13 protein-coding genes and 1 pseudogene are annotated in these 15132 nt (G+C 65.1%); 8 read left to right on the top strand and 6 right to left on the bottom strand.

The window, feature by feature from the left end:
- The 5 genes from AC1DVA_RS23985 to AC1DVA_RS24005 form a co-directional block, all read right to left on the bottom strand.
- On the bottom strand, positions 1–413 hold a 413-nt coding region (locus tag AC1DVA_RS23985), incomplete at its 3' end, for an NAD(P)H-dependent oxidoreductase (protein ID WP_476807516.1).
- 124 nt (positions 414–537) lie between these two features.
- Complete coding sequence (locus tag AC1DVA_RS23990; protein WP_476807517.1) at positions 538–1692, bottom strand: NAD(P)/FAD-dependent oxidoreductase; 1155 nt, start codon at positions 1690–1692, stop codon at positions 538–540.
- Complete coding sequence (locus AC1DVA_RS23995; protein ID WP_476807518.1) at positions 1689–3053, bottom strand: FAD/NAD(P)-dependent oxidoreductase; 1365 nt, start codon at positions 3051–3053, stop codon at positions 1689–1691. Before AC1DVA_RS23995 ends, AC1DVA_RS23990 begins: the two co-directional genes overlap by 4 nt.
- Positions 3046–3360, bottom strand: coding sequence for a (2Fe-2S)-binding protein (locus AC1DVA_RS24000; protein ID WP_265055334.1), 315 nt, complete (start codon positions 3358–3360; stop codon positions 3046–3048). Before AC1DVA_RS24000 ends, AC1DVA_RS23995 begins: the two co-directional genes overlap by 8 nt.
- 86 nt (positions 3361–3446) lie before the next feature.
- Entirely contained in the window at positions 3447–4265 is an 819-nt protein-coding gene (locus AC1DVA_RS24005; RefSeq protein ID WP_320109592.1) for an IclR family transcriptional regulator, read from the bottom strand.
- 122 nt (positions 4266–4387) lie between these two features.
- On the opposite strand from AC1DVA_RS24005, the gene AC1DVA_RS24010 reads away from it, so the two are divergent.
- From AC1DVA_RS24010 to AC1DVA_RS24035, 6 genes are all read left to right on the top strand, one after another.
- Complete coding sequence (locus tag AC1DVA_RS24010) at positions 4388–5161, top strand: enoyl-CoA hydratase/isomerase family protein (protein WP_476807519.1); 774 nt, start codon at positions 4388–4390, stop codon at positions 5159–5161.
- Between the two features lie 67 nt (positions 5162–5228).
- Complete coding sequence (locus AC1DVA_RS24015) at positions 5229–6284, top strand: ABC transporter substrate-binding protein (RefSeq protein WP_265055332.1); 1056 nt, start codon at positions 5229–5231, stop codon at positions 6282–6284.
- Positions 6285–6307: 23 nt separating this feature from the next.
- The gene (locus AC1DVA_RS24020) at positions 6308–7384 is read left to right on the top strand and encodes an ABC transporter ATP-binding protein (protein WP_476807520.1); all 1077 of its coding nucleotides are present in this window, start codon (positions 6308–6310) and stop codon (positions 7382–7384) included.
- Entirely contained in the window at positions 7381–9141 is a 1761-nt protein-coding gene (locus AC1DVA_RS24025; protein ID WP_476807521.1) for an ABC transporter permease subunit, read from the top strand. The genes AC1DVA_RS24020 and AC1DVA_RS24025 overlap by 4 nt, the downstream gene beginning before the upstream one ends.
- Positions 9142–9163: 22 nt before the next feature.
- Positions 9164–10696, top strand: a complete 1533-nt coding sequence (locus AC1DVA_RS24030) for a class I adenylate-forming enzyme family protein (protein WP_476807522.1) — start codon at positions 9164–9166, stop codon at positions 10694–10696.
- Position 10697: 1 nt separating this feature from the next.
- A complete protein-coding gene (locus AC1DVA_RS24035) occupies positions 10698–11780 on the top strand; it encodes a hypothetical protein (protein ID WP_476807523.1) in 1083 nt (360 codons plus the stop codon).
- Between the two features lie 572 nt (positions 11781–12352).
- Here the strand turns inward: AC1DVA_RS24035 and AC1DVA_RS24040 are convergent.
- The gene (locus tag AC1DVA_RS24040; protein WP_265055327.1) at positions 12353–13486 is read right to left on the bottom strand and encodes a substrate-binding domain-containing protein; all 1134 of its coding nucleotides are present in this window, start codon (positions 13484–13486) and stop codon (positions 12353–12355) included.
- Positions 13487–13650: 164 nt separating this feature from the next.
- Here AC1DVA_RS24040 and AC1DVA_RS24045 point away from each other — a divergent pair, with 164 nt between their 5' ends.
- Positions 13651–14904: an extracellular solute-binding protein gene (locus tag AC1DVA_RS24045; RefSeq protein WP_442865097.1), complete on the top strand. Its 1254-nt coding sequence runs from the start codon at positions 13651–13653 to the stop codon at positions 14902–14904.
- Positions 14905–14916: 12 nt separating this feature from the next.
- Positions 14917–15132: pseudogene (locus AC1DVA_RS24050) on the top strand (sugar ABC transporter permease); the annotation flags it as partial.

The raw sequence follows: 15132 nt of genomic DNA on the forward strand, positions 1-15132 counted from the left end.
GGCCTGCCGTAGCTTTGGCCACTGGAAAAGTCCCCGGCGCTGGAAAGGATGATCGCGAGCGGCCTCTGCCGAATGAGCGGCGTGTAGCCAGTTGCAGGGTCGAAGACAAAACTGAGACCCGGCTGTGTGATGAGATCGATCCAATGTTTCAGGCGATATGAAATGCTCAGGTTCCACATCGGCGTYGACAGCACGACCGCTTCGGCCGCCTCGAGGCGAGCCACCATCCCCCTGATCCCGTTCCAGGCGTCCGCCTGGCTCGGGTCGAGCTCGCGGCCGGCGAGCCTTGCATATTTTGCCTCGATCACATGCCCATCGAAGGCTGGAAACTCCTCCTTCCAGACGTCGAGTCTGTCGATCGATAGCGCCAGGTCGCGCCGGAGAAAGACGGTCTGGCCGCTATCCGAGAGCAAGTGCCCGCTCGTCGTAAAATAGAGGTGGCGGAAGCGTCCGCTTCCCGGCAAGCACCTAATGTCCGCAAATGGCGCACTTGGAGTGCATCGCCAAGGAACCGTGAGGTAAACAGAATTGCGTCGGTCAATCGAATTCCTTGCGGAATTTCTCGCTGACGGTCGGGGCCTTGCGGAAGCGCATGATAGAGAACGGGTCAAGCGGCGTGGGCGTTTCGCCGTCGAGAATCATCTCGCTTAGGCAAAGTCCGACGCCGGGGCCGATCTGGAAACCGTGGCCGCAGAAGCCGAAAGCGTGGAACAGCCCGGGCGTCGTTCCGCTCGAGCCGATCACCGGGATCATGTCGGGCAGATAGGCCTCGATGCCGGACCAAACTCGGATGACATGGCATTGCGCCAGCATCGGCGCGACGCGGGCAAGCCCGCGCATTGCCGCCAGCGTTTTCACTGGGGGCACCGGCGCGTGGTTCGCCTGCGGATCGGCCGCGGTGCGCGGATAGCCGGCGAGGATGATGTTGCCGCGCGGGATCTGGCGGAAGATCACCGAGCCGTCGATCGCCTGCACCGAGGGTTCGATCCGATAGGGAAAAGGCTCGGTTACGAATTGCGGCGGCCCGGCTGCAAAGACCGGCGCGGTCTCACCGAAGCGCTCCGCGATCTCAGGCGCCCAGGCGCCAGCACAGTTGACCAGCGCGCCGCAGCTTATCCGGCTGCCGTCGGCCAGCATCAGCGCAAAGCCGTTGCCCTCGCGGTCAACGGCCACGACACGCGTGTTCTCCCGAATGATGGCGCCTTGTCTCGCAGCAGCTCTTGCCACGGTCGGCGTCGCCAGCCTTGGATTTGCGGTGGCGTCGCGGGCGGAGAAGGTGGCTGCGACGGCGCGTTCGCTCAGCCAGGGCCAGCGCCGGCGCAACTCAGCTGGGCCGACCCGCTCGATCGCGAGGCCGTAGGATTCCGATACCTTGGCATAGCCTTCGAGCTTTGCGTGCTCCTCCTCGTCATAGGCGAGGTAGAGATGGCCGGTCTGCTCGAATTCGCAATCCTCGCCGATCAGCGCGTCGAAAYCCTCCCATAGCGCCTGAGAGCGCAGCGATAGCGGATACTGGCCGGGAAAACGCCCCTGGAGGCGCAGATTCCCAAAATTGACGCCGCTCGATTGCTCTCCGACGGCGCCCTTCTCGATCAGCGTCACGCGCTGGCCGCGCCGGGCAAGGAAGAAGGCGGTCCAGGCGCCGATCAGCCCGCCGCCGACGATCGTGACATCGGTCGTTTGCGTGCTCATGTAGGTTCTCCCGCGGCGGCGAGCGCGATCGGCTTGACCGGAGCCTGGCCCCGCAGGCGACCGGCGGCTTCGCCCCCCTGTTCGGTTCCGGCCGCGACGATCTCCTGCAAGGCCGGCCCGCAGACGCGGCCCTGGCAGCGCCCCATGCCGCAGCGTGTTATCGCCTTGACGCGGTTGACCTCGACCGGACCGAGCGCCTTCGCCATCGCGGAGCGCACCTCACCGACCGTGACGTTCTCGCAGCGGCAGAGCGTGACCGGATCGGGCAGGGCGGCGATCTGCTCCCTCGGCCAGGCGAAGGCGCGCGCCAGCCCACGCTGGAAATCGCGCAGCCGCGCGACCCGCCGCGCCAGAAGTCGGATCGCCGCGATATCCTGTGTTCGCCCGAGATCGGCGAGGATGGCATGGGCTGCGAGTGCCCCGCTCGCCTCGGCGGCATCGGCCCCGCCGATCCGCACACCGTCGCCAGCAAGGTAAAGGCCGGGGCGCGCGCGGCCGAAACCGTCGATCTTCGGCAGGAACAGCCGGAAATCCGGATCATAGGCAAATTCCGCCCCGGCGAGATCGGCAAGCTGCGTCTCGGGCTTCAGGCCATAGCCCAGCGCGATCGCATCACAAGCGAAGCGCGGCTCGCGCCCACTGTCATCGCGCAGGACGAGCGCCTCGACACGGCCGTCCCCCTCCACGGCTACCGGCATCACGCCGTGCAACGTCGGAATGCCCGCGCGCAAAGCCGCCGCCATGTACAAGAGCCCGCGCAGCAATGTGCGCGGCGCCCCGAGGAGGGCGGGCATCGCCGCGAGCTTGGCGGAGAATGCGGTCGTATCGGCGATCACCGCGATCTCGGCGCCCATCGCGCGGTATTGCTTCGCCGCCAGCGCAAGTAGGGGCGATGAGCCGAGAAAGGCGACGCGGCTGCCGATTAGGCAGCCCTGGTCCTTGAGTGCGGCCTGCGCCCCGCCGAGCGTGAACACGCCGGGCTTGGTCCAGCCCGGCAGGGGCGCAATCCGGTCCATCGCGCCGCTTGCGATGAGCAGCCTGTCGCAACCGAGCGTCTCGGCGCGGCCGTCGCGCAGCAGGTGCAGGTGCTTGCCGTCAATCGCCCAGACCAGAGTCTGGGGCCGATAGTCGATCTGGGAGTGCAAGGCGCCGAACCGCTTATGCAGAGCCGCATAGCGGCCGGCCTCCGAGCCCATCAGCCTGGTCATGTCGAGCGCGAGGTCGTCGGCCGGACGGCGATAGCCCTGTCCGCCGGCGCGGGCCCCTTCGTCGATCAGGATGGGCTTCAGCCCGTTCGCGACGAGCAGTTCGGCGGCGCTGATCCCGGCTGGTCCGGCTCCGACGATGACGATCTCAGTCATTGGAGTGGGCCATGCCCTGCGGTTCGGCGAAGAGCTCCAAGCCTTCGCTGACGGGCGTCGTGCATGCCCTAATCCGGCCACCGGCCGCACTCCAGACCCAGCAATCCTGGCAGGCGCCCATCAGGCAGAAGCCGGCGCGCGGCTCGGCTCCGAATTCCAGCCGGCGAGCGTGGGCGCCGTTCTCCAGAAGCGCGGCAAGGACGCTGTCGCCTCCGGTCGCATGGATCGATTTGCCATCGAAGCTGAGGGTTATCGGCGGGCCACTGCGGCGAGCCACACGGCGGAACTGCGCCTGCGAGCGTTCCATGCGATCTCTATTTATTGCAATGCGATATAAGTTTTCGGATTCTGGTAAGTCGAGCCGCCCCCTGTCAAGGGCATCCGCCTCTTTTTTCAGACGCGCGAGATGGCGTGGGCGGCGGCGATCACCAGGGAGGAAAAGCGCGAGACAACCTCCTCATGGCTGTAGCGTGAGGTGGAGGTCGCGATGTTGACGGCCGCTTCCGGCCGGCCCTGGTGGTCGACGACCGGTGCGGCGATCGAGGCATCGCCGATATAGACCTCCTCGAAGGCGGTGGCGTAGCCCTGGGCAGCCGACTGGCGCAGCTTCTCGCGCAACGCCTCACGCTGCCATGTCGTCGAGGGCGTATGCGCGCGCCGGTCGGAGCCTTCGATGATCGCCATCGCCTCGTCCTCCGGCAGGCGCGAAAGCATCGCGATGCCCGGCGCCGTGGCATAGGCCGGCATCCGCGTGCCGATGATGACGTCGGTGTTGAGAACGTGCCGGCTGAGGAAACGCGAGACGAAGATGATCTCGGTCTCCTCGCGCACGGTGAGGTTCACTGTCTCCTCGGTCTCCTTGCTGAGATGCATGAGATAGGGCATCGCCCGGTCGAGGAGGCGGCTGCTGCGAACGAAATGATAGCCGAGATCTAGCGTCTTCGCAGTCAGCTCGAAGCGTTTGGTCTGCGCGTCCTTGCGGAGATAGCCGAGCTTGGCGAGCGTATGGGTGAAGCGCTGGGCCGCGCTGACATCCATCCCGGTTTCCGAGGCGACCTGCGACAGGTTCAGCGTCTGGTGCTGGCGGCCGAAGGCCGAGAGCACGCGGAACGCCTTCTCCACCGAATTGACCATCAGGGCGTCTTCCTTGCGGCCGGCTCGGTCGGCCGGCGCCGCCGTGCGCTTGCTCTGTCTCGCGTCGGGCATCGTCATCAGGGCCTGCTCTCCTCGGCGCGATCAATGGCTGCGGCTAACGATCTTGACAAGCTGGGCCTTTGGCGCAGAATAAGCAATAGAAGTTATTGCATTGCAATAGTAACTCATCGGAGAGCGCTATGAAGGACTCTGTTCTGGTCGAGGTGCGAGGCGCTGTCGGCATCATCACCCTCAACCGCCCCGAGATTCTCAACGCCTGGAACGCGCCGATGCGCGAACGGCTGGTCGCCTGCTTCGATGAGATGGAGGCGAACGAGGCCGTCCGCGCAATCATCCTGACGGGTGCGGGCGATCGTGCCTTCGGCGCTGGCCAAGACCTCAACGAGACCAAGACCTTCGATTCGGACCGCGCCGAACTTTGGATGGGTGAATGGGAGCGGCTCTATGACCGCATGCGCTCGCTTTCGAAGCCGCTGATCGCGGCGCTGAACGGCGTTGCGGCGGGCTCCGCCTTCCAGGTCGCGTTGCTCTGCGACCTGCGCGTCGGCCATGCCGACGTCACAATGGGCCAACCCGAGATCAACTCAGGCATCGCCTCGGTCACTGGTCCCTGGATCATGAAGGAGATGATCGGGATCGCCCGCACCATTGACCTGACCCTGACCGGCCGGATGATGGATGCCGACGAGTGCTTCCGCATCGGCCTGATCAACCGGATCGTGCCGAAGGAGCAGGTCATGCAGGCCTCGCTCGCGCTTGCCGAGGAACTCGCCGGCAAGCCGCCGGTCGCCATGCGCCTCAACAAGGCGCGCTTCCGCGAGGTCACCGAGGAGAGCTTCCGCGAGTGCCTCGCCGCCGGTATCCGCAACCAGCGCGCCGCCTATGCCACCGGCGAGCCGGCGCGGATGATGGAGGCCTTCCTCGCCAAGCGCGCGGCGCGGAAGACGGCCTAATCACACCATCTTACCATCCGATCACCCACGGGGAAATGCGGAAAACCGCTTGAAAGGGGAGTAGACGATGTCGAACCTGACCACGAATCCGACGCGGCGCACCTTGCTGCAACTCGCTGCCGGCGCGATCGCAACGCCCTACCTGGCGGGCACGGCACGCGCCGCGACCCAGATCACGGTCGCCGATCCCGGCGGTCCATTTGGCCCCGCCTTCCGCAAAGCCTTCTATGACCCCTTCGAAAAAGCGACCGGCAACAAGGTCGTCAACGTTGCCCGCGAGGCCGAGCCTACCGCCCAGTTCAAGGCTATGGTCGAGACCAAGTCCTATACCTGGGACGTCTGCACGCTGACGCTCTCGGCCCGCGACATCCTCAAGGCGCAGGGCCTGCTCGATCCGATTGGCTTCGCGCATGCCGATGTGCCCAAGCTGATGCCCGAGGCGATCTCGCCCGAATTCATGGGCACGGACGTCTATTCGACGATCTTCGCCTACCGGACCGACAAGGTGAAGAACGCGCCCGCGAGCTGGACGGATTTCTTCAATGTCGAGAAGTTCCCCGGTCGGCGCTCGATGCGCAAGAACCCAATAGACAGCATCGAGCAGGCTCTGCTCGCAGACGGGGTGCCGCTCGACAAGCTCTATCCGCTCGATATCGAGCGCGCCTTCAAGGTTCTCGACAAGATCAAGCCACATATCGCAGTCTGGTGGACGGGTGGCGCCCAGTCGACGCAGCTTCTGCAAAGCGGCGAAGTCGACATGACCACCGGTTGGAACGCCCGCCTGCAAGCTGCGATCGATGGCGGTGCACCGGCCAGGATCATCTGGAACCAAGGGCTCTACTCGATCGAGGGCTGGGGTTTGCCGAAGGGTGGCCCAAAAGCTGAGGTGGCACGTCAGTTCGTCCGCTTCTGCTCCGACGCTAAGCAGCAGGCGGTCTATACCGAGGCGTTGGCATATGGCCCGACGAACCTTGACGCCTACCAGACGATCTCGCCCGAGCGCGCCAAACTCCTGCCGACCTCACCGGAAAACCTGAAGCAGATGGCGATCGCCAATGAAAGCTGGTGGAGCGAGAATCGTGCCAAGGTCACCGAGCGCTTCAATTCCTGGCTCCTGACCTGACGGCGATGATGACGGGTGCCGGAATGACCGCAAACCAGCCGAAATCGGCCCAACTCGTCGTCGAGGGCAAGCTCGTCATCGAAGCGCTTTGCAAGCGCTATGGCGCGACCACGGCGCTCGAACCGAGTTCGCTCAGCGTCGCAGAGGGCGAGTTCCTCACCTTGCTGGGGCCTTCGGGCTCCGGCAAGACGACGCTGCTTCAGCTGATCTGCGGTCTGGTCGAGGCCAGCGAGGGCAGGGTGGTGATCGACGGACGCGACCAGTCGAACATGCCGGTTCACCAGCGCGATATCGGTCTCGTCTTCCAGCATTACGCGCTCTTCCCGCACCTGACGGTGGCGGAGAACATCGCTTTTCCGCTCAAGATGCGTGGGCGCCCGGCTGCCGAGATCGCCGGCCGGGTCGCCTCCACGCTCGATATGGTCCATCTCGGCCATCTCGCCGGGCGCTTCCCGCGCGAATTGTCCGGCGGCCAGCAGCAGCGCGTCGCGCTGGCACGCTGCTTCGTCTACCAGCCCTCGATCATCCTAATGGACGAGCCTCTCGGTGCCCTCGACAAGAAGCTGCGCGAGCACATGCAGATCGAGATCAAGCGGCTGCACCGGGAGAGCGGTGCGACCATCGTCTACGTCACCCACGATCAGGAGGAGGCGCTCGCGATGTCGGACCGCATCTGCCTGATGAACCACGCGAAGATCGAGCAGCTCGGCACGCCGCGCGAGATCTACGAGCGCCCGCGCACGGCCTTCGCCGCCGATTTCATTGGCCTCTCCAACATCTTCCGCGGCAGCTGGGACGGCAAAGGTGCGCTCGACACACCCCATGGCCGTTTCGCCCTGCCGAGCGGCGCGAATTGCCAGAGCAACGACGCGGCGCTCGTCATCCGGCCGGAGAACCTCCATCTCGGCGAACGCGACGGCAATGCCGTCTGCGGCCGGGTGAGCGAAATCGTCTATGCCGGCTCGGAAACGCGCGTAATCGCCTCGCTCGGTGACGGCAGCCYGCTCGTGCTGCGGCTCGGCCCGGAGGATCCGGTGCCCGCCATCGACCAGGCCATCGTCGCCGGCTGGGCCCGCGACAAGGCGGTGCTGGTTGCATGAGCGCGGTCGCGGCAGGCACCGCTCCGGCGCGCCGGAGCAAACTCAGGTTCGGTCCGCTCTGGCTGGCGGTGCCCGGCCTCATGTTCCTCGCGGTCTTCTTCGCCTGGCCGGTTGCACAGCTCCTCGGCCTCAGCGTCGTCGATCCGGAGAGCGGAGGCTTCTCGGCCGGCGCCTACCAGCGCATCGCCGCGACCGACGTCTATCTGCGCGTGCTCGGCATTACCTTCCGCATCGCCGGCTGGACGGCGGTCTGGTCGCTCTTGATGGGCTACCCGCTGGCTTATTGGCTGGCGCGCCTGCCCGACATGTTCCGCGGCCGCATGCTGCTCTTCGTCATGGTGCCRTTCTGGACGAGCTATCTCGTCAAGACCTTCGCCTGGATGATCGTGCTCGGCCRCAGCGGCATCATCAATTCGCTTGCGACGGGATCCGGCCTCGTCGACCAACCCCTGCCGCTGCTACACAACATGTTCGGCGTGATGGTCGGCATGGTCCATGCGATGGTGCCGCTCGCGGTGATGACCATGCTGCCGGTGATGACCGGAATCGACCGTCGCCTCGTGCAGGCGGCGCAGACCCTCGGCGCCGCCCCGGCGCGAGCGTTCTGGCTGGTTTATTTCAAGCTCTCTCTGCCAGGCGTCGCGGCGGCGGGGCTATTGGTCTTCATCTCCTCGCTCGGCTTCTTCATTGTGCCGGCCTTCCTCGGCGGGCGGCAGGAGACCATGCTCGCCCAGCTCATCATCACCCAGGTGCAGGAGCTGCTGAACTGGTCCTTCGCGGGGGCGCTTGCGGCCATGATGCTGGCGGCGGCGCTGGTTTCCTGCTGGATCTACGACCGGCTCTTCGGCATCTCGACGATCGCCGGCGGCTCGGCTCAGGTCGGAGGCGGACGCATCCGCGATCTCGGCCTCGCCATCCTCGGCATTGTCGCCGATATTGCGGGGCGCGTCGCAGCTGTTGCACAGAAATTCCTAGGCAACCGCATATGCGAGGGTATGCTGYCGGGCTTCTGCTGGCTCGTCATCGGGTTTCTGGTGCTGCCGACGCTGATAGTGATCCCGCTCGCATTCACCTCCTCGCAATTCCTCGAATTCCCGCCGCCAGGCTACGGGCTCAGCTGGTTCCGCACCTATTTTGAATCCCCGCTCTGGCTGCAGGCAACGCTGCGCTCCTTTGGCGTCGCCTTCGTTACGGCCCTGGCTGCGACCGCGATCGGCGGCTTCGCGGCGCTGGCGCTGGCCCATAGCCGCACGCGCTGGGGCGGGCTAATCTTCGCCTTCTTCCTGGCGCCGATGATCGTTCCGCGCATCGTCATCGCGGTGGGCCTGTTCTACCTCTTCGCGCGGATGGGCCTGATCGCGACCGATCTCGGACTGATCATCGGTCATACCGTGCTGGCGATCCCATTCACGCTCGTCACCATCGCCGCCGTGCTCAAGACCTATGATCAGCGGCTCGATCAGGCGGCGGCGACGCTCGGCGCCAACCGCGTCCGCACCCTGACGGGCGTGACGATCCCGCTTGTTAAGGGCGGCCTCGTCGCGGCCTTCCTCTTCGCCTTCATCACCTCTTTCGACGAGCTGACAATCGCGATCTTCGTCTCGGGTGGCATCAAGACGACCCTGCCGAAGCAGATGTGGGACGACATGATCCTGCAACTCAACCCGACGCTGGCCGCGGTTTCGGTGGTCGTCTTCGTGGTGGTGACGGTGATGCTGCTGCTGGCCGAACGCTTCCGCTCCTCCTCTTCTTCCTGACATCGACGACTGAAGCGCAACCATGACCTCCCCAGACAAAGACGGCTTCGTAGGCCTTCTGACCGCGCGCGCCGCTGCCGAGCCGGATCGCGTCTATGCCCGCTTCAGCGGCGAGCCGCTGAGCTATGGCGAGTTGGAGCGGCGCTCGGCCGCCTTCGCCGCGCATCTACGGTCGCGCGGCATCGTCACGGGCGACCGCGTCGCGGTGATGATGCGAAATTCCCTCGCCAGTATCGCCGTAGTTTTCGGGCTCGCACGGGCCGGCGTCGCCTGGGTGCCGGTCAATGCTCACCAGCGCGGCGAGGGGTTGAACTATCTCCTGACCCATTCCAGCCCGCGCCTCGTCGTCGCCGACATCGAACTCGCACCCCAGATCGCCGAGGCGATGGGGCCCGACACGACCCTGCCGATGCTGTTGCATGCGCCGGGCGGAGATCTCGATGCGGTGCTCGTGGTAACCGCCCGTTTCGACGGACCGGCCCCAGCCGCGGATGCCGTCTTCGCCATTATGTACACCTCCGGCACGACAGGGCGGCCGAAGGGCGTCATCGTCTCGCACCGCATGCTGCGGCTGGCGGCCGAGAGTGTGCTCTATCTGTCGGATGCCAAGCCCGGCGAGGTCTTCTTCGTCTGGGAGCCGCTCTATCATATCGGCGGCGCCCAGCTCCTGCCGCTGCCGATGATCCGCGACGTATCGCTCGCCATGGTCGAGCGCTTCAGCGCCAGCCGCTTCTGGACGCAGGTCCGCGAGGAGGGCGCGACCCATATCCATTATCTCGGCGGCATCCTGCAGATCCTTCTGAAGCAGCCGGCTTCCGTGCTCGATCGCGAGCATGGCGTGCGCATCGCCTGGGGCGGCGGCTGTCCGGCCGATATCTGGCCGCAGTTCCGCGACCGCTTCGGGGTCGAGATCCGCGAATGCTACGGCATGACCGAAGCCTCCAGCCTGACGACCTGCAACACCAGCGGCGTGTTTGGCTCCGTCGGGCAGCCGATGCCCTGGTTCACCATCAGGCTGCTCGACGGTGAGGGCAGGCCCGTCGCGGCGGGCGAGCGCGGCGAGATCGTGGTCGAGACCAGCATCCAAGGCGCAATCTTCCCCGGCTATCTGGACAATCCCGAGGCGACCGTGAAAGCGCTGCACAACGGCGCCCTCCATACCGGCGATCTCGGCTCCTTCGATACCGACGGCAACCTATATTTCCACGGCCGCATGACCGACAGCGTGCGCTGCCGCGGGGAGAACGTCTCGGCCTGGGAGGTCGAGCATGTCGCGGCCGAGCATGAAGCGGTCGAGGATTGCGCGATGATCGGCGTCTCCGCCGATATCGGCGAGCAGGACATCAAGCTGTTCGTCAAGCCGCGCCATGGCGCGGTCATCGACCCGCAGGCCCTGTCCGGCTGGCTCGGCCGGCGCCTCGCGCCCTACCAGAACCCACGCTACATCGCCCTCGTCGACGAGTTCGAGCGCACGGCGAGCCAGCGCATCATGAAACACAAGCTCTCGCCCCGGCTCGACGATTGCTGGGACAGGGCAACCGCGACGGGGCGCTAATATGGCCGGCTGCGACATCCTAATTTCCGGCACCGGCGGCTTCGCCGCGCGCATCGCCTTCGACATCGCTGCAGCCGCCCGCGAGCCGATCGAGGTGATCATCGCCGGGCGCAACTTCGAACGCCTGAACTGGCTGCGCACTGCCGCCAATGCCCGCGCTGCGCTCTTCGGAGCCACGGCGCGCTTCGCCACCCACGAGATCGACCTGCTGGCGCCGGATGCTTCCGACGTCTTGCTCACGGCGACAGACCCACGCATCGTCGTGCAGGCGGCCTCGATCCAGACCTCGCAGGTCATCGCCCAAAGCGGCAATGCATGGACGGGCCTAGTCGCCGAGGGGGGCCTGAGCGCGACCGCCGTCTTCCAGGCGCTGATCAGCGCCCGCGTCGCCGCCGCCATCACGCGGGCCGGCAAGCCGGTGACGCTGGTCAATTGCTGCTTCCCCGACGTGGTCAACGGCATGATTCGCGCGATGGGTCATGACGTCTCCTGCGGCATGGGCAATGTCGCGATCCTGTCCAACGTCTTCGCTGGCTCGGCCGCGACGCCTGCCGGTGCCGAGGTCAAGGTTCTTGCGCATTACCAAAACCTCGCCGCCTGGCGTCGCCGTCCCGAGGAACGCGGTGGTCGCGCCCCGCGCGTCTGGCTGGGCGGCGAGGAAGTGGCCGATGTCTACGCTCGCTTTGCCGATATCCAGCTCACGCCTGAGCCGGTGATCGAGATTTCCGGCGCGAGCGGTGTCCCGATGCTGTTGGCAATGGCAGGCGGTCGGCGCTGGCAGGGCCATGCGCCCGGACCTGACGGCCTACCGGGAGGCTATCCAGTCAAGCTGGTCGGAGGCAGGCTGGAGCTCGCCCTGCCGCCGGGATTGCTGCGCGAGGAGGCCATCGCCTGGAATACGTCCTTCGAGGCGAGCAATGGCCTTGTCGTCTCCTCAGATGGTACAGCGACCTTCACCGGGATTCTGGGCGGCCGGATTGCTGGTCACATCCCGGAGCTGCGGGATGGCTTTGATGTCCACGAGCTGGAAGCCGTGTGCAAGACGCTGTTGGGCTTACGCGAAATGCTGATGCAGCGCGCATAACCTGCGACTCGTCGTTTGGCCGATAGAGCCTGGTTAACGGGTCCGGCACGACTGTAGCTGTGCGGGTGAGCGGCCGGAGTTGGACCCCTGGCAGTGCTCTCTCCGCGACGATCGCCCTGTACCATGACAGTCCGCTTCCGGCGCTGCTCGGGTGTGCGGGTTTGGCGCTGTGCGGCGCTCAGCCGTCGGAATGATCGGTTTTTCGGTGGACCGTGGACGTTCTCGGCCCTCTATCCTGAAATGCGGCGCGGCGTCGTGCCAATGGCGTTGAACCTGCATCCKATACGATCAGTCTCAGCGGTGCTGACTTCTCGCAACATGACCACCAGAACGGTCATTTGCCCGATCCGCAGAAATTTTCTCGTCCAGCCGACCCACTCGTAGATGTGGGATCGAATAGATCAGCTGCCTCGTGTAGGCATTGGCAGGCGATGCGAGGACTTGCGCCCATCTCCACGATCGTCCCCTTAAGCATAAACGATGATCCTATCCGAAACCGCTTTGCCGCGACAGATCATGCGTGATGAACAGAAGCGAGATTTGCAATTACTACTGCAGACGCAATAGCAGCTTCAATCACCCGACGCGCAGGGCCCGCGCGAGCCTTCTGAGGTGGCTGCCAGGCCGACCGATCCGCGAAGCGTCAGATCGAAAGGTAGGATCTTGCGGAGAGGGGCCGACGTCCCCGCTTCAATCTGATCGATCAGCATCATGGCGAGGTCCTCGCCCGCTAGGCGAATAGAGGTCGCGGTTGCCGTGAGGGGCGGAACGAACTGGTCGGCGCTGATCCCGCGGACGCCATCATCGTGACAGACGACGGAGATGTCGGAGCCGACGCAAAGTCCACGCTCGGCGATCGCCCGATAGACTCCGCGCGCCTGAAAGACCGAGCCGCAGATGAAGGCGGTCGGCGGTTCGGGGCCGTCGAGGCGGCGCGTCGCGGTTTCATAGCCGGTCACCTCGGTCATGGAGACGAACTCGATGGCATCGGGCCGCGGCGTCAAGCCGCGCGTGGCGAAGGCGCGAAGGAAGCTTCGTGCACGTGCCGTCGCGTAGCGGAACTTTTCGAGCCCATTTACCACCACGATGTTGCGGTGGCCGTAGTCGATGAGCAGATTGGTCAGGCGCTCGAACGCCGTGTCGTTGTCGGTATCGACGAAGGAATAGGGTTCGCTCACCTCGCTGCGTCCATGCACCACGAAGGGCAGGCCGAGGCCATTCAGCAAGGCGATGCGCGGATCGTCGACCAGCGGCCGCGTTATGATGACGCCGTCAAGTGTCTTCGAGGAGGCCAGCTTGCGCAGCACGGCAGCCTCGTCATCCTCGAAGGGAGTCAGCAGCAGGCTGTAATTGCGCCGGGTCACCGCAGTCGAGATGCCCGCCAGCACATCGACGAAATTGGTTTCGGGCAGTTGCAGCCGCTCTAGCGGGAAGACGAGGCCGATCGCTTCGGTACGCCCCGTCGCCAAGCTGCGCGCCCTTGCGTTGGGACTATAGCCCATCGCATCGGCGGCGGCGACGACACGATGCCGCGTCGTCTCGGGGATGCCGGGATGGGCGCTTAGGGCACGGCTGATTGTTGATTGCGACAGGCCGAGCGCAATGGCCAGGGTCTTTAGATCAGGGGCGACCTTGTGCAAGCGCTTGCTCTTGCGCGGTGCGCCCTCGCGGGCTGGTTCGTCCTGCGCGATCGAGCGATGTGTCATTTGGCCCGTTGCGCCTCCCGAATGTCATGAGATTTACCCTCCATGCCACCGGTTGACAATTACCAGCTGCGGAATAGCATGCAAGCGCTTGCATAATAATGCTGGAAAACAGCGACCACCTGGAGGAGACACTGATGAGCTTGATGACGATCACGTGTCGTTCGATGCGCAGGCCGATCGTGGCCGCAGCGCTGGCCCTTGGCGTTCTCGCAGCAGGGCTCGGGCGCGCCCAGGCCGTCGAGATCCAGTATTGGCAATACGTTTTCGACACCCGCGTCCAGGCGATGACCGAGGTGATCAAGCAGTTCGAGGCGGAGAACCCCGGCATTACTGTCAAGCAGGTCACCTTCCCCTATGCCGACTACCAGACCCGTCTGATCGCGGCCAAGGCGGCAGGGCGCAGCCCCGAGGTGATGCAGCTCTTCTATGGCTGGCTCGACACCTTCATCGCCGGCAAGCTCGTCCAACCGCTCTCGAAGGGGGCATTCCAGGATGCCGAGATCGAGAAGGACTTCTTTCCGATCGTTTCGGCGATGAAGCGCAATGGCGAGTATTACGGCCTGCCGACTGCCGTTCGGGCCATGGCGCTGTTCTACAACAAGGACCTGTTCCAGAAGGCTGGTCTCGACCCCGAGAAGCCGCCGAAGACGCTGGACGAATTCGTCGCTGCCGCCAAGGCGATCGCCAAGCGCGATGCCGGCGGCAACTACCAGCAGGTCGGCATCGCGCTCGACATCGCCCGGCAGGACCACAACTGGTGGCGCGAGATACTCGTGCGCCAGTATGGCGGCGAGTCATATTCCGAGGATGGCAGCAAGGTCGCCTACAACACCGAGGCCGGCGCCAAGTCGCTGGAGTTCTACACCAGCCTCCAGAAGGTCCATCGCGTCGGCCAGGAGAGCTTCATGGACGAGGGGCAGGCTGCCTTCCGTGCGGGCCTGGCCGGCATGGTCGTCGACGGCACCTTCCGCGTCGCCTCCTACAAGACGATCCAGTCCTTCAAATGGGGCGTCGCCGAACTGCCGACCGTTGACGGCAAGAAGGCCAATTTCGGCAGCTATTTCGCCAATGCCATCGCGGCATCGGCTACCGGCGAGAAGAAGGCGGCGGCCGAGAAGTTCATGCAGTTCATCTCCTCGGAGAAGGCGATGAAGGTCTGGCTCGAGAAGGTCGGCGAACTGCCGGCGCGCCGCGCTGTCGCAATGACCGATGCCAATGTCAACGACCCGATCTACGGCCCTTTCATCCGCGCACTCTCCTATGCCTCGACGCCGCCGATGGTCGACGAAGCGCAGCAGCGCCAGGTCTCGATCGACATGATCAACGGGGTCCTGCTGAAGGACACGCCGATCAAGGAGGCGCTGAAGGTTGCTGCCGATCGCGAGCAGGCGATCCTCGACAAGTTCAAGGCCAAGTAAGAGGCGGCCATCATGACCGCAGCGACATATCGACCTCCGGGCGCTGGCCCGGGGGGCGCCTGGGGGCGGCTGCCAATCTCGACCAAGCAGATCATCTGGGCCTGGGCGTTCCTTGCCCTGCCGGTGATCTTCTTCAYGGTCGTGCGCTTCTATCCGACGATCGAGGCCTTCTACATTTCGGTGACCGACTGGGACCTGCTGAATGAGGCAAAGTTCGTCGGCCTCGAC

This window comes from Allobosea sp. P4_C6, from assembly GCF_056402015.1.

Excerpts from the sequence above, each read along its gene's own strand:
- AC1DVA_RS24000 (WP_265055334.1), bottom strand. The coding sequence starts at position 3,360 with ATGGAACGCTCGCAGGCGCAGTTCCGCCGTGTGGCTCGCCGCAGTGGC.
- AC1DVA_RS24015 (WP_265055332.1), top strand. The coding sequence starts at position 5,229 with ATGTCGAACCTGACCACGAATCCGACGCGGCGCACCTTGCTGCAACTC.
- AC1DVA_RS24010 (WP_476807519.1), top strand. The coding sequence starts at position 4,388 with ATGAAGGACTCTGTTCTGGTCGAGGTGCGAGGCGCTGTCGGCATCATC.
- AC1DVA_RS23995 (WP_476807518.1), bottom strand. The coding sequence starts at position 3,053 with ATGACTGAGATCGTCATCGTCGGAGCCGGACCAGCCGGGATCAGCGCC.
- AC1DVA_RS24030 (WP_476807522.1), top strand. The coding sequence starts at position 9,164 with ATGACCTCCCCAGACAAAGACGGCTTCGTAGGCCTTCTGACCGCGCGC.
- AC1DVA_RS24005 (WP_320109592.1), bottom strand. The coding sequence starts at position 4,265 with ATGACGATGCCCGACGCGAGACAGAGCAAGCGCACGGCGGCGCCGGCC.
- AC1DVA_RS24040 (WP_265055327.1), bottom strand. The coding sequence starts at position 13,486 with ATGACACATCGCTCGATCGCGCAGGACGAACCAGCCCGCGAGGGCGCA.
- AC1DVA_RS24045 (WP_442865097.1), top strand. The coding sequence starts at position 13,651 with ATGCGCAGGCCGATCGTGGCCGCAGCGCTGGCCCTTGGCGTTCTCGCA.
- AC1DVA_RS24035 (WP_476807523.1), top strand. The coding sequence starts at position 10,698 with ATGGCCGGCTGCGACATCCTAATTTCCGGCACCGGCGGCTTCGCCGCG.